At 67.5% G+C, this 19,995-nt stretch carries 21 protein-coding genes; 17 read left to right on the forward strand and 4 right to left on the reverse strand.

Annotated features, from left to right (window positions below; translation table 11 throughout):
• Positions 1-15: 15 nt before the first annotated feature.
• Positions 16-1,686, forward strand: a complete 1,671-nt coding sequence (locus tag AC1D1A_RS10695; RefSeq protein WP_476947713.1) for an HNH endonuclease signature motif containing protein — start codon at positions 16-18, stop codon at positions 1,684-1,686.
• 6 nt (positions 1,687-1,692) lie between these two features.
• Positions 1,693-1,968 (forward strand): ASCH domain-containing protein, encoded by a 276-nt coding sequence (locus AC1D1A_RS10700; RefSeq protein ID WP_476947714.1) that lies wholly within the window; start codon positions 1,693-1,695, stop codon positions 1,966-1,968.
• On the opposite strand, the gene AC1D1A_RS10705 is transcribed toward AC1D1A_RS10700, so the two are convergent.
• The 3 genes from AC1D1A_RS10705 to AC1D1A_RS10715 all read right to left on the reverse strand — a co-directional run bounded on the left by AC1D1A_RS10705 (position 1,906) and on the right by AC1D1A_RS10715 (position 3,991).
• Complete coding sequence (locus AC1D1A_RS10705) at positions 1,906-2,418, reverse strand: RES family NAD+ phosphorylase (RefSeq protein WP_476930904.1); 513 nt, start codon at positions 2,416-2,418, stop codon at positions 1,906-1,908. The genes AC1D1A_RS10700 and AC1D1A_RS10705 overlap by 63 nt on opposite strands.
• Before the next feature lie 164 nt (positions 2,419-2,582).
• Positions 2,583-3,068 (reverse strand): DUF2306 domain-containing protein, encoded by a 486-nt coding sequence (locus AC1D1A_RS10710; protein WP_476872418.1) that lies wholly within the window; start codon positions 3,066-3,068, stop codon positions 2,583-2,585.
• 275 nt (positions 3,069-3,343) lie between these two features.
• A complete protein-coding gene (locus AC1D1A_RS10715) occupies positions 3,344-3,991 on the reverse strand; it encodes an acVLRF1 family peptidyl-tRNA hydrolase (protein WP_476947715.1) in 648 nt (215 codons plus the stop codon).
• Between the two features lie 59 nt (positions 3,992-4,050).
• Here AC1D1A_RS10715 and AC1D1A_RS10720 point away from each other — a divergent pair, with 59 nt between their 5' ends.
• The 15 genes from AC1D1A_RS10720 (at position 4,051) to nusB (ending at position 18,517) form a co-directional block, all read left to right on the forward strand.
• Positions 4,051-5,496 carry a replication-associated recombination protein A gene (locus tag AC1D1A_RS10720; protein ID WP_476857085.1) on the forward strand — a complete coding sequence of 482 codons (1,446 nt, stop codon included), beginning with the start codon at positions 4,051-4,053 and terminating at the stop codon, positions 5,494-5,496.
• A gap of 264 nt (positions 5,497-5,760) precedes the next feature.
• The gene (locus tag AC1D1A_RS10725) at positions 5,761-6,159 is read left to right on the forward strand and encodes a cupin domain-containing protein (RefSeq protein WP_028276474.1); all 399 of its coding nucleotides are present in this window, start codon (positions 5,761-5,763) and stop codon (positions 6,157-6,159) included.
• A gap of 186 nt (positions 6,160-6,345) precedes the next feature.
• Positions 6,346-6,972, forward strand: coding sequence for a 30S ribosomal protein S4 (rpsD, locus tag AC1D1A_RS10730; RefSeq protein ID WP_018773157.1), 627 nt, complete (start codon positions 6,346-6,348; stop codon positions 6,970-6,972).
• 179 nt (positions 6,973-7,151) lie between these two features.
• A complete protein-coding gene (locus AC1D1A_RS10735) occupies positions 7,152-7,526 on the forward strand; it encodes a DUF948 domain-containing protein (protein ID WP_018773156.1) in 375 nt (124 codons plus the stop codon).
• A gap of 20 nt (positions 7,527-7,546) precedes the next feature.
• Positions 7,547-7,813 carry a DUF6167 family protein gene (locus AC1D1A_RS10740; RefSeq protein WP_253906754.1) on the forward strand — a complete coding sequence of 89 codons (267 nt, stop codon included), beginning with the start codon at positions 7,547-7,549 and terminating at the stop codon, positions 7,811-7,813.
• A gap of 175 nt (positions 7,814-7,988) precedes the next feature.
• Complete coding sequence (gene alaS, locus AC1D1A_RS10745) at positions 7,989-10,667, forward strand: alanine--tRNA ligase (protein ID WP_476870922.1); 2,679 nt, start codon at positions 7,989-7,991, stop codon at positions 10,665-10,667.
• Between the two features lie 10 nt (positions 10,668-10,677).
• Positions 10,678-11,262 carry a Holliday junction resolvase RuvX gene (gene ruvX / locus AC1D1A_RS10750; RefSeq protein WP_223916695.1) on the forward strand — a complete coding sequence of 195 codons (585 nt, stop codon included), beginning with the start codon at positions 10,678-10,680 and terminating at the stop codon, positions 11,260-11,262.
• Positions 11,259-13,025 (forward strand): endolytic transglycosylase MltG, encoded by a 1,767-nt coding sequence (gene mltG / locus AC1D1A_RS10755; RefSeq protein WP_476947716.1) that lies wholly within the window; start codon positions 11,259-11,261, stop codon positions 13,023-13,025. The genes ruvX and mltG overlap by 4 nt, the downstream gene beginning before the upstream one ends.
• The gene (locus AC1D1A_RS10760) at positions 13,022-13,933 is read left to right on the forward strand and encodes a shikimate dehydrogenase (protein WP_476870920.1); all 912 of its coding nucleotides are present in this window, start codon (positions 13,022-13,024) and stop codon (positions 13,931-13,933) included. The genes mltG and AC1D1A_RS10760 overlap by 4 nt, the downstream gene beginning before the upstream one ends.
• 26 nt (positions 13,934-13,959) lie before the next feature.
• A complete protein-coding gene (gene aroC / locus AC1D1A_RS10765; RefSeq protein WP_476947717.1) occupies positions 13,960-15,159 on the forward strand; it encodes a chorismate synthase in 1,200 nt (399 codons plus the stop codon).
• Between the two features lie 65 nt (positions 15,160-15,224).
• A complete protein-coding gene (locus tag AC1D1A_RS10770; RefSeq protein ID WP_476947718.1) occupies positions 15,225-15,779 on the forward strand; it encodes a shikimate kinase in 555 nt (184 codons plus the stop codon).
• On the forward strand, positions 15,779-16,870 hold the full coding sequence (aroB, locus tag AC1D1A_RS10775; RefSeq protein ID WP_079554549.1) for a 3-dehydroquinate synthase: 1,092 nt from the start codon (positions 15,779-15,781) through the stop codon (positions 16,868-16,870). The genes AC1D1A_RS10770 and aroB overlap by 1 nt, the downstream gene beginning before the upstream one ends.
• Positions 16,870-17,388 (forward strand): tetratricopeptide repeat protein, encoded by a 519-nt coding sequence (locus AC1D1A_RS10780; protein ID WP_476870918.1) that lies wholly within the window; start codon positions 16,870-16,872, stop codon positions 17,386-17,388. The genes aroB and AC1D1A_RS10780 overlap by 1 nt, the downstream gene beginning before the upstream one ends.
• Positions 17,389-17,543: 155 nt before the next feature.
• On the forward strand, positions 17,544-18,107 hold the full coding sequence (gene efp, locus AC1D1A_RS10785; protein ID WP_018773146.1) for an elongation factor P: 564 nt from the start codon (positions 17,544-17,546) through the stop codon (positions 18,105-18,107).
• Entirely contained in the window at positions 18,107-18,517 is a 411-nt protein-coding gene (gene nusB, locus AC1D1A_RS10790) for a transcription antitermination factor NusB (protein WP_018773145.1), read from the forward strand. The genes efp and nusB overlap by 1 nt, the downstream gene beginning before the upstream one ends.
• 103 nt (positions 18,518-18,620) lie before the next feature.
• On the opposite strand, the gene AC1D1A_RS10795 is transcribed toward nusB, so the two are convergent.
• A complete protein-coding gene (locus AC1D1A_RS10795; protein ID WP_476947719.1) occupies positions 18,621-19,895 on the reverse strand; it encodes a PrsW family intramembrane metalloprotease in 1,275 nt (424 codons plus the stop codon).
• Positions 19,896-19,995: the final 100 nt, after the last annotated feature.

Consider the following 19,995-nt stretch of genomic DNA (forward strand, 5'->3'; position numbering starts at 1 on the left):
TGAGATGATCTGAGTGTGGAGAGCAGGACAGCGTTGAGTGCGGAGAGCGGTGCGGCCGTGGAGGCCGTCGCCGCCTCGGTTGCCGCGCTGGCTGCCTTGGCCGGCGCCGGCGTTGGGGCTGACGACGCCGGTGCGCCTGCTGCCGACCCGTTGGGAGACGGCGATCCGCTGCGGCGGCTGGCGGACGCCTGTCTGGACGGGCTGGCCGAGGTCGCCCGGATGGAGGCCCGGACCGCGGCGTTGAGGGTGCGGCTGACCGCCGACTACGCGCAGGCAACCAGGTTCCTGGCGCTGCCGGCGCCGTCACCGCGGGACCGCGCCGTACAGGAGATGGCACTGGTGGCCGAGGTCGCCTGTGTCCTGACGGTCAGCGAACGCGCCGCCGCAGCCCTCCTCGCCGAAACCTACGCCCTGACGACGGCGCTGCCGCTGACCCTGGCCGCCCTTGAGTCCGGGGCGATCTCCTGGCAGCACGCACGGATCCTCGTGGACGAAACCGCGTCCCTGGATGCGGCCGGCGCGGCCGGGCTCGAAGCGCACTTCCTGGACCCGGCCGCGCCGAACCCGGCCCGCGGCTGCCGTGCCGGGGACCTCGTTCCGTCCCGGTTCCGGGCCAAGGCACGCGCCTGGCGCGAACGCCACCACCCGGCCGGCATTGAAGAACGCCACGCCACGAGCGCCGCGGACCGGCGGGTCGAGTACACCCCGGACCGGGACGGCATGGCCTGGCTCTCCGCCTATTTCCCGGCCGACACCGCCGCCGGGATCTGGGAACGGGCCACCGCTGCCGCCCGTGCCCTCCAGAGCCCGGACGAGCCCCGGACCCTGACCCAGCTCCGCGCCGACATCACCGCCACATGGCTCCTCACCACCGGCACCGGCACGGGAACGGGCGGCGGAACAAACGGCGGAACGGCCGACGGCGGCACCGGTACCGGTGCGGGTGTTCCGGTCCCGCGGGCGCAGGTCCTGGTCACCGTCCCGGTCCTGGCCYTGCTCGGCGCCACCGACGAACCGGCCGTCCTGGATGGCTACGGGCCGATCCCGCCCTCGATGGCCCGCCGCCTCATCGCCGAGGGCGCCGGTTCCTTCCACCGGGTCCTGACCGACCCCCGSGACGGCGCCCCGCTSGAAATCGGCCGGACCAGCTACCGGCTCACGACGGCCCAGCGCCACTGGCTCCGGCTCCGCGACGGCCGGTGCCCGTTCCCCGGCTGCGGCAACCACTCCGTGGACAACGAGGCAGACCACCTCCTGGCCTGGGCCGACGGCGGCACCACCGGTATCTCGAACCTCGGCCAGCCCTGCCCGAAACACCACCGGCTTAAACACGCCTCCGCCTGGACACCGGACCGGGCCAGCAAAGACCACCCGCCGGGCTGGACCTCACCGTCCGGACGCTACTACCCCAGCGAACACCAGGACTGGGACCCACCCCACTGGCCCGAAGACTGGCTGCCCCACATCCCGGCCACGGACGAACCCAACCCGGAACCCGACCCCGACACGGGCCCCGATCAAGGCCAGCCCGCGGATCCGGGCCCAGGCCTGCCCCCGGACCCCTTCCCGGACTGGCACCAATTCACCGCCGGGCATCCACTGCCCGAGGCGGACACAGATGATCCGTACTGGCCAGCAACCCCGGCCGACCCCTATTCGGAATGGCTCCTGCTCCAATGTGCCTGACCGACTGTGCCTGACCGACTGTGCCTGACCGAGCAGTTGCCGGTCGTCGGTGAACGCGGTGTGGTCGTTGACTCGTTAGGGCGGCCCGTTTGCATCACAGAAGTTGCCGAGGTTCGCGTCGTGCCCCTCGGCACCGTCGATGCAGCTCACGCGATCGACGAAGGCGAGGGTTACCAGACAGTCTCCGAATGGCGCGTAGGCCACGAGCAAACGGATCCGCTACCGGAGAGAAACTACCCGAACACTTGGAGCGCCATCAGCGTTCCAGTTGAAGAGCGTTAGGTGCCAGAGCTGCGGCCGTTTGCGTGAAGGGTCGATTAGTCCATTGGCGCCCAAACTCTGCAGAGCCTCTCGAACTTTCCACGACGGAGGCGTTCCACCCGCAGCAACAGCTCGTTGCCAGTCCGCCGCGGCGTCCGCGGGACTGATTCCAGCGGACTTCAGAGCTTCGTGATCACGAAGATCAACAATACGGTTGGCCTCTACATTGAACTGCAACACCTCACGACCGGGAGTGCGTTCGTCAGTGTGGGCGATCATTGCAGCGGCGACACCTTCAGGTGACGAACTTAGGTACAGCGTTGGGACCTCTGGCGGCGAATACCGGCCGGCAGCCCGAGATCCCGCAAGAGCCGCGTCACTATAGGCAGGATCCACAGCACGGTAGAACGAACCTTCTACAGTGCGCATCAGGGCACTTTCCCAACTGACAACTGGTTGGTCTCGCTGCATGGTTTCCTTATCCTTAGGATTTAGTTCAGGGACGCCAGTGTTCTAGGTGCGGGAGCCAATCGGCTTACGAAACTTCGAGGCGCCAGGAACTCGCTGCCAGCTCCACGAGTAAGGCAATTTCCTGTTCCGGCTCTTGGTCCCCATACCGCGAGTGTCCGGCCGGACTAGGTGATGGGGACCGTCTGTGTTTTGCGGAGCTGGGCGATGCCGATGAGAGTGAGTGCGGCTGTGCCCAGCAGGACCAGGATCAACAAACCCAACAGCGGGAGCTCGTGGATGGCGAGCTGGGGAATGCGGCGCGAGGGCACTGCCAGAACGCCCACAAAGGCGCCGATCAGACCGAAGTAGCTGCCCGTCATGAAACTGCGGTGGGCCCTGATGTTTCTCTTCCAGATGGCCCACAGTCCCGCTGTTAGTGTGAAGAACGTCAGCACTGAGAGTGCGTGGAGCCAATTGAACCCGCCGTCGATGGTTCTGATTCCAAACGAGGTCAGCACCACGACATACATGGAAGCAGCCCAGATTCGGCCCACGATCCGATGAACGCGGCCGCCTTTGGTCCTGCGCAGCAGGTTCATGGCTCCGAAAATCAGTGAGTAGCTGGCGGCGATTGCGTGAAGTGAGATCAGAACGGTCCAGGAGGAAGGCATAGTCCGGAGCCTAGCTGACCGTGCCCAGAGGGTTCGGAACGGCCCACCTGGAGACCTTGCTGCAGACGTAATTTCCCTTCACAGCGGCTCTAAGTCACAGAGCGGGCCAAAAAGGTCCCGTAGTGGGTTCCGTAAACGGATTGTTCATCGGGCATCTGGTTGGGGTGGCTGATCTACTCGGCCTGGCAGTCCCGCCGACACCACGGCTGATTCCTGCGCGCGGGCTGCCGGACAGTCCGTAACAGGTGGCGGTAGGGCCGTTGCTCAAGCCGTCCCTACTCCGGTGGATCCGTCACCAGGATGCGCACCGCGCACAGGTCCGTGGCCGCCTTCTTCAGTACCGCGGCGCGCGGATCCGGGACGTCGAGGAACGCCAGCCTCGGCCGTGCCGCGTACTGCTTCAGCACCGGTTCGGCGAGCACTTGGTCCGCAAGGGTCCGGTCGCCGCCGGGAGCCAGATACTCGATCGGGTGCTCCGCGAAAATCCGCCCGGCATGCTCCGCAACGGCCTCCACCAGCGCATCGGCCTGGTTCGCCCGGCGCCGGGCAAAGCGCTGCTGCGACCAGCCGCCCGCAGCCGTCCGGGACTGGACATGCCGTGTACCGGTCTTCGACGCGAGCACGGCGCCGCCGCTCACCACCGCCACCGAGTAACCGCCGCGGCGGACCAGTACCGCCCCGATGCCCCGCGACTGGGACGCCAGGGAAGCGAGGCGGGCGACGGCGTCGCCGCCGCGCCCAGGACGGCCGTCCACCGGCCATGGCGCCTGGAGCAGAGCCACGGCCCCGTCGGCGGCGCGCAGCTGCAGACCTGCGTCGAGCTCCTCCTCCACCAGTGCGCCGTGGCTCGCGGCGAAGCGGTCCACCCAGCCCGGCAGCCGGTCGCCGGAGACGAAGGCCACACGGGTGTCGGGGGTTGTCATGGCGGGGTCTCCGTTATGAGGGTGTCTGGACAGGCGGGAACTAGAAGTAGCCTATCTATGTGGATGATCTCTTTGGCGCAGGGCGGGACGGCGGCGCCGCTACCGAGGATGACGGCGACGCTGACCAGACCGGCGAGAGCCGCCGGGTCTCCCCGCGGAGCCCCCTCGCCGTCCGGATGCGGCCCCGCACCCTCGATGATGTCGTGGGCCAGCAGCACCTACTCGGCCAAGGCTCGCCGCTGCGCCAGCTCGCCGCCGGCACGGACGCCACCGGCCCCGCGGGTCCCAGTTCACTGATCCTCTGGGGTCCTCCGGGTACCGGCAAGACCACCCTTGCCCATGTGATTGCCAAGGGCCCAGGGCGGAAGTTCGTCGAGCTCTCCGCCATCACCGCCGGCGTCAAGGACGTCCGCCGCGTGATGGACGAAGCCCTGACCGCGCGCGACCTGTTCAAGACCACCACCGTCCTCTTCCTGGATGAGATCCACCGCTTCAACAAGGCCCAGCAGGACGCCCTGTTGCCCGGCGTCGAGAACCGCTGGGTGGTCCTGGTCGCCGCGACCACCGAAAACCCCTCCTTCTCCGTCGTTTCCCCACTGCTGTCCCGCTCGCTGCTGCTGACCCTGAAACCGCTCACCGACGCCGACGTCGAGGGCCTTCTCCTGCGGGCCGCAACGGATGACCGCGGGCTCGGCGGCAAAGTGGAACTCAGCGACGAGGCCCTGGCACACCTCGTCCGGCTCTCCGGCGGGGACGCCCGGCGTGCGCTGACCGCGCTCGAGGCGGCGGCCGGCGTCGCGTTCGGGGACGCGGACGACACTGACGCAGTCGTAGCCGGCACAGCCAGCGGGGCGCCCGAGGCGGCCCCGGTGAAGATCGAGCTCAAGCACACGGAGCGCGCCCTGGATGTCGCCTCCGTCCGCTACGACCGGGCCGGGGACCAGCATTACGACGTCGCCAGCGCGTTCATCAAGTCGATCCGGGGTTCCGACGTCGACGCCGCGCTGCACTACCTTGCCCGGATGCTGGAGGCGGGTGAGGACCCCCGGTTCGTGGCCCGCAGGATCGTGATCTCGGCGGCCGAGGACGTCGGCATGGCTGACCCGACTGCGCTGCAGACCGCCGTCGCGGCGGCCCAGGCCGTACAGCTGATCGGCATGCCGGAAGGCCGCATCATCCTCGCCGAAGCCGTGGTGCATCTGGCCACCGCGCCGAAGTCCAACGCCGCGTACATGGGCATTAACCAGGCCATCGCCGACGTCCGCGCCGGGCTCGGGAACGGCATCCCCGCCCACCTTCGCGACGCCCACTACCCGGGCTCGAAACAGCTCGGCCACGGCAAGGGCTACAAATACGCCCACGATGCCCCGCACGCCGTCGCCACGCAGCAGTACCCGCCGGACGACCTCGTCGGGCGCAACTACTACGAACCCACCGGCAACGGGGCCGAACGCGACATCGCCACCCGGCTCGAGCGGCTTCGGAGGATCATCCGCGGCACCTGAAAGGCACGTGGGCGGCAACTGAACGCCCGTGACCTGCGGCTGGTCGGCGGCGCCCGGTGGCGCCGGAATCCGCCGTTGACATAGGGGCCAAGAGGTCTAACGTGGAATTACGGCGGCATGGATCTGCTGACCGTCCGTGCGGCGCAGGGGACAGCGCGGTCACATCGCTGGCTCCCTCGTTCCGGACCCCGGAACGGCAGCCGGCTTCGCTCCAACCCAGCTCATCCAGCGCGAGCGTTCCCGTCCCTCCCCGGCAGGTGTCCCATGAGTATCAACTTCGTTACAGCCATGGCAGTGAAGTCCTTCGATGTGCCGGACAAGAAACGGTGCCCGGACAAGGCCGAATTCGACCTCTGCACAGTGAACGACTACTCGGTGGCCCGGCTGATCCTGGGCCCGGGCTGGCGGTGGTCGGAGAACACCAGACCCTACGAGCGGACCGACGTCTGCCTGCACCACCATCTCGGCTTCTGCATCTCCGGTGAAATGGAAGTCGAAACGGCCGAAGGGCTGCGGTCCACGATCCACGCCAACGACACCTACGCGATTCCGCCGGGACACGACGAATGGGTGGTGGGCCCGAAACCGTTCGTGGCCGTGGAATTCCTGGGCGCGGCGTCCTTCGGGCGCAGCGGTGTCCGGGGAGCGCACGCCAGAATCTGACTTCGGTCCGCCGGCCGGATCTGGTAGGCTGGATCGTTGTCTGGCAAGGCACGGACGCACAATCCATGGAAACTTCGGTTCGATGAGGGTTGCCCTGTGCCCAGTAGCAAAAGGCAGCGGTTGGCCGATGCTCTCCATCGTGGAGGCCAGTAACACTGACACACCGCAGATATTGGAAGGACACAAGTGGCTAACAACACTCGTGCTCGCCGTACCGCACGCCTTTCGCGTGCACTCGGCATCGCTCTGACCCCCAAGGCCGCCAAGTACATGGAGCGCCGCCCGTACGGCCCCGGTGAGCATGGCCGTGCCCGCAAGAAGCAGGACTCCGACTACGCCGTACGTCTGCGCGAAAAGCAGCGTCTGCGCGCCCAGTACGGCATCCGCGAAGCCCAGATGACCCGTGCCTTCGAAGAAGCACGCCGCACCAAGGGCCTGACCGGTGAAAACCTGATCGAACTGCTCGAAATGCGTCTCGACGCCCTCGTGCTGCGTGCCGGCTTCGCCCGCACCATCGCCCAGGCCCGCCAGCTGGTTGTGCACCGCCACATCCTCGTTGACGGCATCCGCGTTGACCGCCCGTCTTTCCGCGTCGGCGAGGGCCAGCTGGTCCACGTTCACAGCCGCAGCGAGACCATGCCTCCGTTCCAGGTTGCAGCAGCCGGCGCTCACCGCGACGTCCTGCCGATCGTTCCGGCTTACCTGGACGTCAAGCTTGACGCCCTGCAGGCCCGCCTGGTGCGTCGCCCCAAGCGCTCCGAGATCCCCGTGACCTGCGAAGAGCAGCTCGTCGTGGAATTCTACGCACGCTAATTCAAAAGGCATCACCTACAAAGAAGCCCGTGGCAAGCGCCGCGGGCTTCTTTGTATGTAAGGTACTTGGGGGAGTTCCCCGGGAGCCGGTTCGGCTTGCCGGATTTAACTGTCGGCGAAACCGTCGGAACCCGACGCAACAAGCAGGTATCCACTGCAGTTCAAGGAGATGAGTGTCTATGTCTGGTGGCGATATTGCCGGCCTGATCGCGGCTGGAGTGTTTGCACTGCTGGTCCTGCTGCTCGCCGTGCCGATCCTGAAGCTCGGGGGAGTGTTCGACGAAATGCGGACCACTATCCGCTCCATCAGCGACGGCGCCACCCCGCTCATGGACGAGGTCACCGCGACGGTGACCACCACCAACGAGCAGCTGAAGAAGGTTGACGGCATCTCCTCGAACGTCTCGGACGCCTCCGCCAACATCTCGGCGCTGTCCTCGCTCATGGCCGCCACCGTGGGCTCGCCGCTGATCAAGGTGGCAGCCTTCAGCTACGGCGTGCGCTCCGCCTTCAGCACCCGCAAAAAGCCCGCCACCGGCCGCCGCAGCCGCTAAACACTTCGGGAGCACCTGACATGAACAGAATCATCTGGATGGGAATCGGCGTCGCGATCGGCGTTATCGCCTTCCGCAAAGTCACCGAAGCGCAGTCCGCCCTCGGCCCCGAAGGCCTGAACCGGGCCGTCGGACGGCTGACGGACGGCCTGCTCGACTTCGCCGATGCGGTCCGCGATGGCATGGGCGAGCGGGAATCAGAACTCCGCACGGCCCTCGGTATCGAGACGGCAACGGACCTCGCCGCCGGCGGCACTGTCGCCCGCCGGGATGCGGTCCGGCGCTAGCCGGGAGAGAATTAGTAAGTAAGGTGCCCGTCACCGGGGGCGACGGCGCGCCGACGCCCCCGGTGAAGGGCACCAGATTGATGGGCCCGGATCAGTGCCGGTCCTCAGCTTGTCCCGCGCAGCACAGACGCGGGCCACATAACGCAGTGAATATTGAAGGGTAAGAAAACAGCTCATGAAGTCGCAGGAGATCACCAAGCGCTGGATCGACTTTTTTGTCAGCAAGGGGCACACCGCCGTGCCCTCCGCCTCCCTGGTCTCCAGCGACCCGTCCCTGCTGTTTACGGTCGCCGGCATGGTCCCGTTCATCCCGTACCTGACCGCCCGTGAGGAGGCCCCCTACCAGCGGGCCACCAGTGTGCAGAAGTGCATCCGGACCGGTGACATCGAGGAAGTGGGCAAAACCGCCCGCCACGGCACGTTCTTCCAGATGTGCGGCAACTTCTCCTTTGGCGACTACTTCAAGGAAGACGCCATCAAGTTCGCGTGGGAGCTCCTGACCACCAGCGTGGACGACGGCGGGTACGGACTGCCGCCGGAGCGGCTCTGGGTCACCGTCTATGAAGAGGACGACGAGGCCGAGCAGCTGTGGCTGAAGAACACCGGCATGCCGGCCGAGCGGATCCAGCGCATGGGCAAGTCCGACAACTACTGGTCCACCGGCCAGCCCGGCCCCGCCGGTCCCTGCTCGGAGATCTACTACGACCGCGGCCCGTCCTACGGCGTCGAGGGCGGCCCCATCGCCGATGAAAACCGCTACGTCGAGATCTGGAACCTCGTGTTCATGCAGTACCAGATCGACAACGTCCGCTCCAAGGTGGATTTCGACATCACCGGAGAACTGCCCAAGAAGAACATCGACACGGGCCTGGGCATGGAGCGCCTCGCGATGATCCTCCAGGACGTCGAGAACATGTACGAGACGGACCAGGTCCGCCCCGTGATCGACAGGGCCGCGGCCCTCTCCGGCCGGGAGTACACCTCCGCGGAGTCCGCCGAGGACCCGCACCACACGGACGACGTCCGCATGCGCGTCGTTGCCGACCACATCCGCTCGGCCCTCATGCTGATCGCCGACGGCGTGACCCCCTCCAACGAGGGCCGCGGCTACGTGCTGCGCCGCCTGATCCGCCGGGCCGTCCGCTCCATGCGCCTGCTCGGCGTCGAAAAAGCCTGCCTGCCGGAACTGCTGCCGGCCTCGCGGGACGCCATGAAGGGTGTCTACCCGATCGTCGAGACCGACTTCGAACGCATCAGCCGGATTGCCTACGCCGAAGAGAAGGCGTTCCTGCGCACCATCGCCTCCGGCACCGCCCGCCTCGAGGACGCCGTCAAGGAATCCAAGGCCGCCAACCAGCCGCTCTCCGGCGCCGACGCCTTTGCCCTGCACGACACCTACGGCTTCCCGATCGACCTCACCCTGGAAATGGCCGAAGAGGCCGGGCTGAAAGTCGACGAGCCCGAGTTCCGCAAGCTCATGCTCGAGCAGCGCCAGCGCGCCCAGGCCGACGCCAAGGGCAAGAAGGGGTCGCACGCTGACCTCAGCGCCTTCCAGGAGCTGCTGTCCGCCGGCGAGACAGTCTTCACCGGCTACACCGAGCTCCAGGGCGAGTCCAAGGTCCGCGGCATTCTCTCCGGCGGCCGGAAGGTCGCCCAGGCCTCGACCGGCGATGAAATCGAACTGGTCCTGGCCGAGACGCCGTTCTACGCCGAAGCCGGCGGCCAGGCTGCTGACACCGGGCTGATCACCGGCGACGGCTTCGTCGTCGAGGTCCTGGATGTCCAGCGCCCCGTCAAGGGCCTCAGCGTCCACAAGGCAATCGTCCGCGAAGGCGAAATCGGTGCCGACTCGCTGGTTCAGGCCGCCGTGGACCGGGAACGCCGCCACGCCGCTGAGCAGGCCCACACCGGCACGCACATTGTGCACGCTGCCCTGCACCAGATCCTCGGCCCGGAGGCCCTGCAGCGCGGCTCCTTCAACAAGGCCGGCTACCTGCGCTTCGACTTCGCCTGGGGTGAGGGCCTGAGCGCCGCCACCCGGTCCGAGATCGAGGAAGTCTCCAACATCGCCATCCGCAACAACTTCCAGGTGGAAACCAAGATCATGGGGCTCGCCGAGGCCAAGGCGCTCGGCGCCATGGCACTGTTCGGCGAGAACTACGGCAACGAGGTCCGCGTCGTGGAAATCGACGGCGCCTGGTCCCGGGAACTCTGCGGCGGCACCCACGTCGAGAACACCTCGCTGATCGGCAGCCTGTCACTGCTCGGCGAACAGTCGGTCGGCTCAGGAAACCGCCGTGTCGAAGCCTTCGTGGGCATGGACGCGTTCCGGCACCTGGCCGCGGAGCGGGCGCTCGTCACCGAGCTCACGGAAATGCTGAAGGTTCCCTCCGGGCTGCTGGCGGACCGGATTTCCAGCACCCTGACCAAGCTCAAGACGGCAGAGAAGGAACTCGAGCGGCTGCGCAAGGAGCAGCTCACGGCCGCCGCAGCCCAGCTGGTCGGCACCGCCCAGGATGCCGCCGGCGTCAAGGTCATCGCGCACGACGCCGGCCAGGTCAGCGGCGCGGATGACCTGCGCGGCCTGGCCCTGGACCTGCGGACGCGTCTCGGATCCGAGCCCGCCGCCGTCGCGGTGGCCGGAGTCAGCAACGACCGTCCCGTGATCCTGATCGCCACCAACGAAGCCGCCCGGGCAGCCGGAGTCAAGGCCGGTGCCCTGGTGCGCCTCGCCGCAGGCATCCTCGGCGGCGGCGGTGGCGGCAAGGACGACGTCGCTCAGGGCGGCGGGACCGACGCCGCCAAGGTCGGTGCTGCCCTCGGCGCCGTCGTGGACGCCATTACCAGGCGATAGCGGATCCCACGTGTCTGAAGCTGCTGTTGCCGGCGTCTATCCCCGGGGCGTGAAGCTCGGGGTGGACGTCGGCACCGTCCGTGTGGGCGTGGCCGTCTGCGACCCCGACGGAATCCTGGCGACGCCGCTGCGCACTCTGGCGCGGAACGTGAAAAAGAACACTGACGTGCGAATCCTGGCCGCCCTGGCCGCGGAACTGGGCGCCGTGGAGATTTTCGTGGGACTGCCGCGCACCATGAAAGGCGAAGAGCACGCCTCCGCCAGGATGGCGACCGAGTACGCACAGCTGCTGGTACTGGCCCTGCAGGACGCCGGATCCGAGGTGCCCGTGCGCCTGGTTGACGAACGGCTCAGCACCGTGAGCGCCCACCGCAACCTGCACGAAGCTGGCATGAGCAGCAGGAATCACCGTACAGTTGTTGATCAGGTTGCGGCGGCAGGTATTCTGCAACATGCGATTGATATGCAAAAGGCCAGGGGAACGGAGGTCGGAAACCGCGTGTACGCGGAGTCTGCGCCGGGGCCGACCGGAGGCGGCGCACAGACCGGCCCGGCAGTACAGACGCACTCTTCAGAACATGGAAGGCTACAGTGAGCCCGGTCAACAGTGATGACTCCTCCGGTGACGCCCTTGGTGGCGCCGGCCGACCGCTGACGCGCAAAGAAATCCGGGCCCGGGAAAAGCTTCTGGCCACCCAGGGCCACAACGTGATCCCGCCGCAGGCTTTTGAGGCGGGACCGGACGTTCCGACGCCGGCACCGGCACCAACGCCGGCACCGGCAGAGGACAGCCTGCCGCAGTCCGCACCGGAACTTCCCGACGCGGCACCGACCGTGCACGAAGAAGCCGTGCGTGAAGAGCCCGTGCGCGAAGAGCCGGTGCACGAAGAGCCCCTGCGCGAAGAAGCCGTGCGTGAAGAGCCCGTGCGCGAAGAGCCCGTGCGCGAAGAAGCCGTGCGTGAAGAGCCGGTGCAAGAAGACTTCACCCAGCTGATCCCTGTCCGCGACGTACCAGTCCACGAAGCACCTTCCCGCGACGAGCCCGTCCGAGAAGACGCTGGCCACGAGGACGTCGTCTATGCGTCAGCGGGCGGCCTCGGCTACGCGGCCAGCCACGATGCGGCTGCCCAGGACGCCGGCGTCCACGATGGCTACGCTCCGCACCCCCACGACGAGGCCCACCATCTCTACGGCAACTCCGGTGACCCCCAGGCACAGCCGCACCCGGAAGCCGAGTACCACGGCGACCCGGGCGAGGAGCTGATGGCCGGAGCAGCCCGCTACGACAAGGGACCGTCCAAGAAGGTCCGCCGTAGGCGCCGCTTCCTGGCACTGGTGCTGACCCTGACGGTCTTCGTCGTCGCAATCGCCGTCGGCGCACAGTTCCTCAAGCCCCTCCTCGGCGGAGACACCATGGCCGACTACCCCGGCCCCGGAACCGGTGAAGTCACCATCACGATCGAACCCGGCGCCGGAACGCGGTCCGTGGCCACCGAACTTCAGTCGAAAAAGGTCGTGGCCAACGCGGACACCTTCCTCAAGGAGTTCACCGCTTCCGGCGGTGCCCTGAACCCCGGCACGTTCTCGATGCGCCAGGAAATGAAGAACTCCGATGCCGTGGATGTCCTGCTCAACAAGGGCCAGAGCAAGGTCATGTACTTTGCGCTCAGCGCCGGGCTGCGGATCGGCGAATCCCTGCAGGCGATTTCCGAGGGCACCGGGATTCCTGTTCAGGACCTGAAAGCGCTCAGCGATGCGCCCGCACAGTTCGGTGTCCCGGCCAAAGCAAAGAACCTCGAGGGCTACCTGGCGCCGGGAGAGTACCGCTTCCCGTTGGGCTCCTCCGCCAAGGACATTTTGCAGAAGCTCGTCGGCAGCACCCAGGATGAACTCAAGGCCCAGGGCGTTACCGATCCCGCGAAACAGTACGACGTCGTGACGGTGGCCAGCATCGTCCAGGCCGAAGGCGGCCAGGCCGAATATGGTGACGTCGCCGGCGCCATCTACAACCGCCTCAAGCCCAACAACACCGAGACCAACGGGCTCATCCAGTCCGATGCCACCGTCACCTACGGCCTGGGCATCCGCAGCTTCCACATCGACGAGGCCCAGAAGGCTGACAAGTCGAACCCTTACAACACCTACGCCAACCAGGGGCTGCCCGCCGGACCCATCGGTTCCCCCGGCAAGACGGCAATTGACGCCGCCGCCAAGCCCAAGTCCAACAGCTTCCTCTACTGGGTCACCATCAACCTGGACACCAAGGAGACCAAGTTCTCCAAGACCCTGGCGGAACACAACGGCTACGTGGCGCAGTACAACGCCTGGTGCGAGGCCAACCCGGGACGCTGCGTATGACGCTGCGGGCGGCCGTCCTCGGGCATCCCATCAGCCATTCGAAGTCGCCCGCGCTGCACCGCGCCGCGTACGCCCACCTCGGCGTGGATATCGCCTACTCCGCCATTGACGTGACCGAGGCCGCCCTGCCCGATTTTATGAGGCAGGTCAGGGACGAGGCGCGCGCTGACGGTTCCTGGCGCGGCCTCTCGGTCACCATGCCGCTCAAATCGGCCATGGTGGCGGAAGTGGACGAGGTCCGTGGCGTGGGGCGCGCCCTCGGGGTCGTCAACACGGTTGCGTTCGAATCCGACGACGGCAGTGCCGGCCACACGCGATTGGTCGCGTACAACACCGACGTCACCGGAATCGTCAACGCGCTCCGGCACGCGGGGGCAGCCTCGGCGCCCACCGCCGTGATCCTCGGCGGGGGCGGGACCGCGGCAGCAGCCATCGCGGCGCTCAAGGAATTGGGGTCGGTGTCCGCCGAAGTGTTCGTCCGCGATGTCAGCCGTGCGGCAGAGGCCCACGCGGCCTCCGCCGCCGTCGGCGTCCCCATCCGGGTGCTTCCCCTCGCCGGGGCGGCAGCCGCCGTCGCCGCGGCCGACGTCGTCATCTCCACGCTGCCGCCCCGCGCGGCAGACGCACTGGCCGCGGAACTGGCCGAAGAACTGGCGGCGAAACGTCCAGGAGAACCGCCTCCGCATGGCAGCCCGGGCATCCTCCTGGACGTCGCCTATGATCCATGGCCCAGCCGGATCGCCGCGGTCTGGCAGGAAGCCGGCGGCACGGTGGTCCCCGGACTGGAAATGCTGATCTACCAGGCCGTGGAGCAGGTACGGCACTTCACCGGGCTGGGCGGGGCCCTCCCTGCCGGTGTCACAGATGTGATGTGTGACGCAGTCGGGGCGCCCCGACGGGTGTTCTAACCGCCCGACATGGCAGGATGGAATGTATGTTGCGTTGGTTGACTGCCGGAGAATCCCATGGCCCGGCACTGGTCGGAATAATTGAAGGCGTGCCCGCCGGTGTGGAACTCACCAGCGCCCACATCAGCGAGGCGCTGGCCCGCCGCCGGCTCGGCTATGGCCGCGGCGCCCGGATGAAATTCGAGCAGGACGTGGTCACGATCCTCGGCGGAGTCCGCCACGGCCTGACCCAGGGCGGCCCCGTCGCCATCCAGGTCGGCAACACCGAATGGCCCAAGTGGGAACAGATCATGTCCTCCGATCCCGTGGAGCCCGAAATCCTGGCCGACCAGGCCCGGAACGCCCCGCTGACGCGCCCGCGGCCCGGCCACGCAGACTTCACCGGCATGCAGAAATACGGCTTCGACGAGGCCCGCCCGGTCCTGGAGCGCGCCAGCGCCCGCGAGACGGCCACGAGGGTGGCGCTCGGCACGGTCGCCGCGGCCTTCCTCAAGCAGCTCGGCATCGAGCTCGTCTCCCACACCGTATCCATCGCCAGCGTCGCCGTGCCGGAGGGCCGGCCGCTGCCGGTGCCGGGGAACGTGATCGCCCTGGATGCCGACCCGCTGCGCTGCTTCGACCGCGAAACCTCGGACGCCATGGTGGCCGAGGTCGACGTCGCGCACAAGGAAGGCGAGACCCTCGGCGGCGTCGTCGAAGTGCTTGCCTACGGCCTCCCGCCGGGACTCGGCAGCTACGTGCACTGGGACCGGCGCCTCGACTCGCGTCTGGCGGCGGCCCTCATGGGCATCCAGGCCATCAAGGGCGTTGAAGTTGGCGACGGCTTCCTTACCGCCGCGCGCCGGGGCTCCGCCGCCCACGACGAGATCATCAAGGACGCGGACGGCAAGATCATCCGTACCTCCAACCGCGCAGGCGGGATCGAGGGCGGCATGAGCATCGGCGATGTCCTGCGCGTCCGTGCCGCCATGAAACCGATCGCCACCGTACCCCGCGCGCTCAGGACGGTCGACGTCAGCACGGGGGAGGCCGCCAAGGCCCACCACCAGCGCTCCGACGTCTGTGCCGTGCCGGCCGCCGGCGTGGTGGCCGAGGCCATGGTGGCCCTCGTGATCGCCGAAGCGGTCGCGGAAAAATTCGGCGGTGACTCCGTGCAGGAGACCGCGCGCAACATCAAGGGTTACCTGGACAGCATTCCGGCGTCCCTGGACTCGATCGGCCACTAGTGCCGGCCGGGAAAACCGACGGGCCCTCCGCCGCGGCGGCGCCCGCGGCAAATAACGTTGGGCCGGTGGTCCTGATCGGACCGATGGCCGTGGGCAAATCGGCGATCGGACAGCAGCTCGCCGAGCACTTGGGGTGCGCCTTCATGGACACCGACGCCCTCGTGGTGGCCCAGCACGGGACGATCGCCGAGATCTTCGCCAGCCGTGGCGAGCACGCCTTCCGCGAGATGGAGGCCCGGGCCGTGGCCCAGGCCATCGAAGAGGCACAGGGCGGCACCGCCGTCATTTCGCTCGGCGGCGGGGCCGTCCTTGATTCCGGTACGCAGCAGCTCCTGGGCCGCTGTACCGTTGTTTACCTCGAATGCGACGCCGAGACTGTGGCGGAACGCATCGCCAGAAATTCGGGCCGGCCGCTCCTGGCCGGCGACGCCATGGGCCGGTGGCGGACCTTGTTCGCCACCCGGCAGCCGGTCTACGAACGGCTCGCCGACCTCGTCCTCGATGTCCGGCGCGGCAGCGTTCCGGAGCTGGCTCACCGGCTGGAAGATGCGCTGGGGGAGCGCGCCGCGGCTAAGGCCGCGGCGGTGCCCAWTCCGGCGTCGACAAAGGAAGTTGAATAGTGAGTACCGAATCAACCGTCATCAAAGTCACCGGACAAACGCCGGGTGAGAACTACGACGTCGTAGTGGGCCGCGGCCTTCTGGCAAGCCTGCCGGGCCTGCTGGGTGAGCGCGTCAAGCGCGTCCTGGTCATCCACCCCCGTGCGCTGCGGTTGACCGGGGACACCGTCCGGGAAGAGCTGGCCGCCGCCGGGTTCACCGCGCTGACCGCAGAAATCCCCGACGCCGAAGAGGGCAAACACATCGAGGTCGCCTCGTTCTGCTGGCAGGTGCTGGGGCAGAACGACTTCACCCGCTCCGATGCCATCGTCGCCGTCGGCGGCGGCGCCGTCACCGACCTGGCCGGCTTTGTCGCCGCGACCTGGCTGCGCGGCGTGAAGGTCATCCACATGCCCACGAGCCTGCTGGGCATGGTGGACGCCTCGGTCGGCGGCAAGACCGGCATCAACACCGCCGAGGGCAAGAACCTGGTGGGCGCGTTCCACCCGCCGGCCGGTGTCCTCGCGGACCTCGACACGCTGGAGACGCTGCCGAAGAACGAGATCATCTCCGGCATGGCCGAGGTCATCAAGTGCGGCTTCATCGCCGACCCGGCCATCCTGGACCTGATCGAGAAGGACCCGTCCGCGGTTTCCGATCCGCGCTCGGACATCCTGCGCGAACTGATCGAACGCGCCATCAGCGTCAAAGCCCGGGTGGTGTCCGAGGACCTGAAGGAAACCGGCCAGCGCGAGATCCTGAACTACGGCCACACCCTGGGCCACGCGATCGAACTCGCCGAGCGCTACTCCTGGCGGCACGGCGCCGCCGTCTCCGTGGGCATGATGTTCGCCGCCGAGCTCGCCCGCAGCGTCGGCCGGCTCAGCGACGCCGACGCCGACAGGCACCGGAGCATCCTGGAAAGCCTCGGGCTTCCCATCACGTACCGCCGCGACCGCTGGCAGGCCCTCCTGGACGGCATGCGCCGGGACAAGAAATCCCGCGGTGACCTGCTGCGGTTCGTGGTGCTCGACGGCGTTGGCCGGCCCGGCATCCTCGATGTCCCGGACACGTCCCTGCTGTTTGCCGCCTACCAGGAGATTGCCTCCTGATGCACATGGTCAAGGGCGGCACGAGCGAGTGGCCGGACGCGGGATTTCCCGGGATCCGGATCAACCCGCAGTCCCTGATGCCCCAGGTCGTCAATGACGAGGTCATGGCCGAGGCCCTGGCGGCCTCGACAGACCCCGGGGACCTGATCCTGGTCCGGCTCGTAGAAGGGCACGCGGCCGAAGCCGCCGAGCTCCTCGCCGAGGCCCGCTACAAGGACCCCGGCTCGCTCCGGCTGCGGATCTTCGAGGCGGACGTGCTCCGGGTCTCGAACCGGTTCGACCGGGCGGTGGAGGTGTTCCGCCAACTCCTCGCCGAGACCCAGGGCACCCTGGAGGAGGGCGCCGTCCGCCAGCACCTCGGCCGGTCCTACTTCGCCGGCGGGAACATCGGCGCCGCCGTCGAATCCTTCGCCAAGGCACTGGATCTGCGCGTCGCCGGGTCCGCCGACGCGGCCCTCATCTATGCCTCCACCGTTGCGTTGCAGCGCGCCAGGGACGTCCTGGAACAGCAGTCCTGAGCCTGCGTCAGGCAGCTGTCCGCCGGAACCGGTAGAATAGATCTTGGATTTTTGACAAATACGCGCTGGCGGCCCGCTTGGCATGCCGGCCCGGCATAGATCGTCCGGCCGATAGCACCGGCCTGATGGAACCAGAGAGAAACTAAGAGGATACAGTGGCAACCACTAACGACATCAAGAACGGAACCGTCCTTAAGCTCGAGGGCCAGCTTTGGAACATCATCGAGTTCCAGCACGTCAAGCCCGGCAAAGGTGGCGCGTTCGTGCGCACCAAGATGCGCAACGTGATGTCCGGCAAGGTCGTCGACAAGACCTTCAACGCCGGACTGAAGATTGAGACCGCCACGGTGGACCGCCGCGACTACCAGTACCTGTACCAGGACGGCGCCGACTTCGTCTTCATGGACACCTCGGACTTCGACCAGCTCACCGTCTCGGCCGCCACCGTCGGCGACGCCACCAACTTCATGCTCGAGAACCAGATGGTCAACATCGCCATCCACGAAGGCAACCCGCTCTACATCGAGCTGCCCCCGAGCGTCGTCCTCGAGATCACGTACACCGAGCCGGGCCTGCAGGGCGACCGCTCCTCGGCCGGCACCAAGCCCGCCACCCTCGAAACCGGGTACGAGATCCAGGTGCCGCTGTTCGTCGAGAACAACACCAAGGTCAAGGTCGACACCCGCGACGGCAGCTACCTCGGCCGGGTCAACGACTAGTGAGTGCGCGCGGTAAGGCCCGGAACCGGGCCCTCGATGTGCTCTTTGAGGCCGAGCAGCGCTCAGCCTCCGCGTTCGACGTGCTGAAGTCCCGCCGCGAGCAGACAGACCAGATCGTCAACCCCTACACCCTCGAAATCGTCGAAGGCGTGGTCTCGCACCAGGTAGCCATCGACGAATTCCTGGAGACCTATTCGCAGGGCTGGACCCTGGAGCGCATGCCCTCCGTGGACCGCATCATCCTGCGGATCGGCACGTGGGAACTGCTCTACAACGACGACGTCCCGGACGGCGTGGCGGTCAGCGAGGCTGTGGCCTTGGCCAAGACGCTCTCCACGGACGAGTCGCCGTCGTTCATCAACGGCCTGCTGGGCCGGCTGCAGCAGCTCAAGCCCTCGCTGCTGGCGTAAGCTCTCAGTGCCCCGAAGAACCCCGGCCAGGACATCCTGGCCGGGGTTCTTTCTTTTCCCCGGGTGCCCACGCTGGGCTGGCCCCACTGGGTTCCAACTGTCCCTAACCGACGACGGCGGCCCGGAGCGCGGCGATCCCGGCGAGCTGGTGCTGCTCATCGCGCTGGTGTGCCGGCACGTCCCGGCCGCTGAGGATGCGTTGCCGGGTGAGGGCGAGTTGGGTCGCGGCATCGAGCAGCGCCTTCATCTGCACGCCCCGCCCGGTGGACCTGGCCCAGCGCAGCGCGGAACGGCGGCCGGCGGCGGTGGCCAGCATGTCGACCTCGGCCGAGGTAAACCAGCCCGCGGCCGCGTATTCCGTCAGCCGCTGACGCGTGAGCCTGCGCTCAGCCACCCGCAGCAGCGCGATCACCAGCACCGCCAGCAGGAAGATCGGCACCTGCACCATCACGTACCGGCCCAGGAAGTCCCGGCCCATGCTGTTCCAGGCGCTGTGCAACAGCATCGCGGGGACGAGGCCGGCGAAGAACGCCAGCACGGACAGCCCGGTGTTCCCGCGGCCGGCGGCGAAGCCCATCACCAGACCGGTCGTACCCGTGAAAATGGCGTGGGCGAAGGGTGAGAGGACCCCGCGGAGAAAGAAGACCACCGCGAGGTCCGTGCCGGGATCGCTGGATTCGGCGATGGCGCGGCCGAAGTAGAGGATGTTCTCGGTAAACGCGAAGCCCGCCGCGATCGTGAAGGCGAACACCACGCCGTCGACCGGTCCGTTGAAGTGTTTCGGGGCAAAGAGCACGAGCAACAGCAGCCCCAGGGACTTGGCGAATTCCTCCACCACCGGCGCCTGGACCGTCACGGCGAACGTCGTATAGTCCAGTCCCGAGGCGGGCCCGGCCACCAGTGAGAAATAGGGCTGGATCAGCATCGTCACCGCGATCGAGACGACGGCTCCCCAGGCAAATGCGAAAAGCAGCAGGGGTTTCGGCTCAGGTTCCCAGCGGTCGATGAAGCGCACAGTCAGCAATACGGTCCCCAGGGGAACCAGCGAGGCCACGAAACCAATGGCAAAGCCGGTGATTCCGGTCCTTTCCAGCAGGAAGGGCACCACCAGGAAGAGGCAGAGGACCGCCAGGAATCCGCCGGCCATCACCAGGCCGAATACGCCGGAACCGCGGCCGTTCTTCCAGCCCGGGCTGCCTCCCGCCGGCCCGGCGGGAGGCAGTGCCGGCTGCAGCTGGCCGCCGTCGTTGGCAGGGGCCAGCTGGTAGTTCGCGGGCTGGACACGCCCCAGCCACGTCGGGTTGGCCTGCCGGGGCAGCGGCCCCTGGCGGGGGCCGCCAGGGTGCTCATGCCCCGGCCGCGGTCCGTTCATCGTCATGGAACCGAGCCTATGTCCGTGTGAGGTTAAACGCATTCCGGCGGCGACGGGGCAGCGGTGCCGTTGTGGTAATTTGAAAGAGCAAATAATCCTTTTTTAA

Source organism: Arthrobacter sp. P1_B9, from assembly GCF_056406495.1.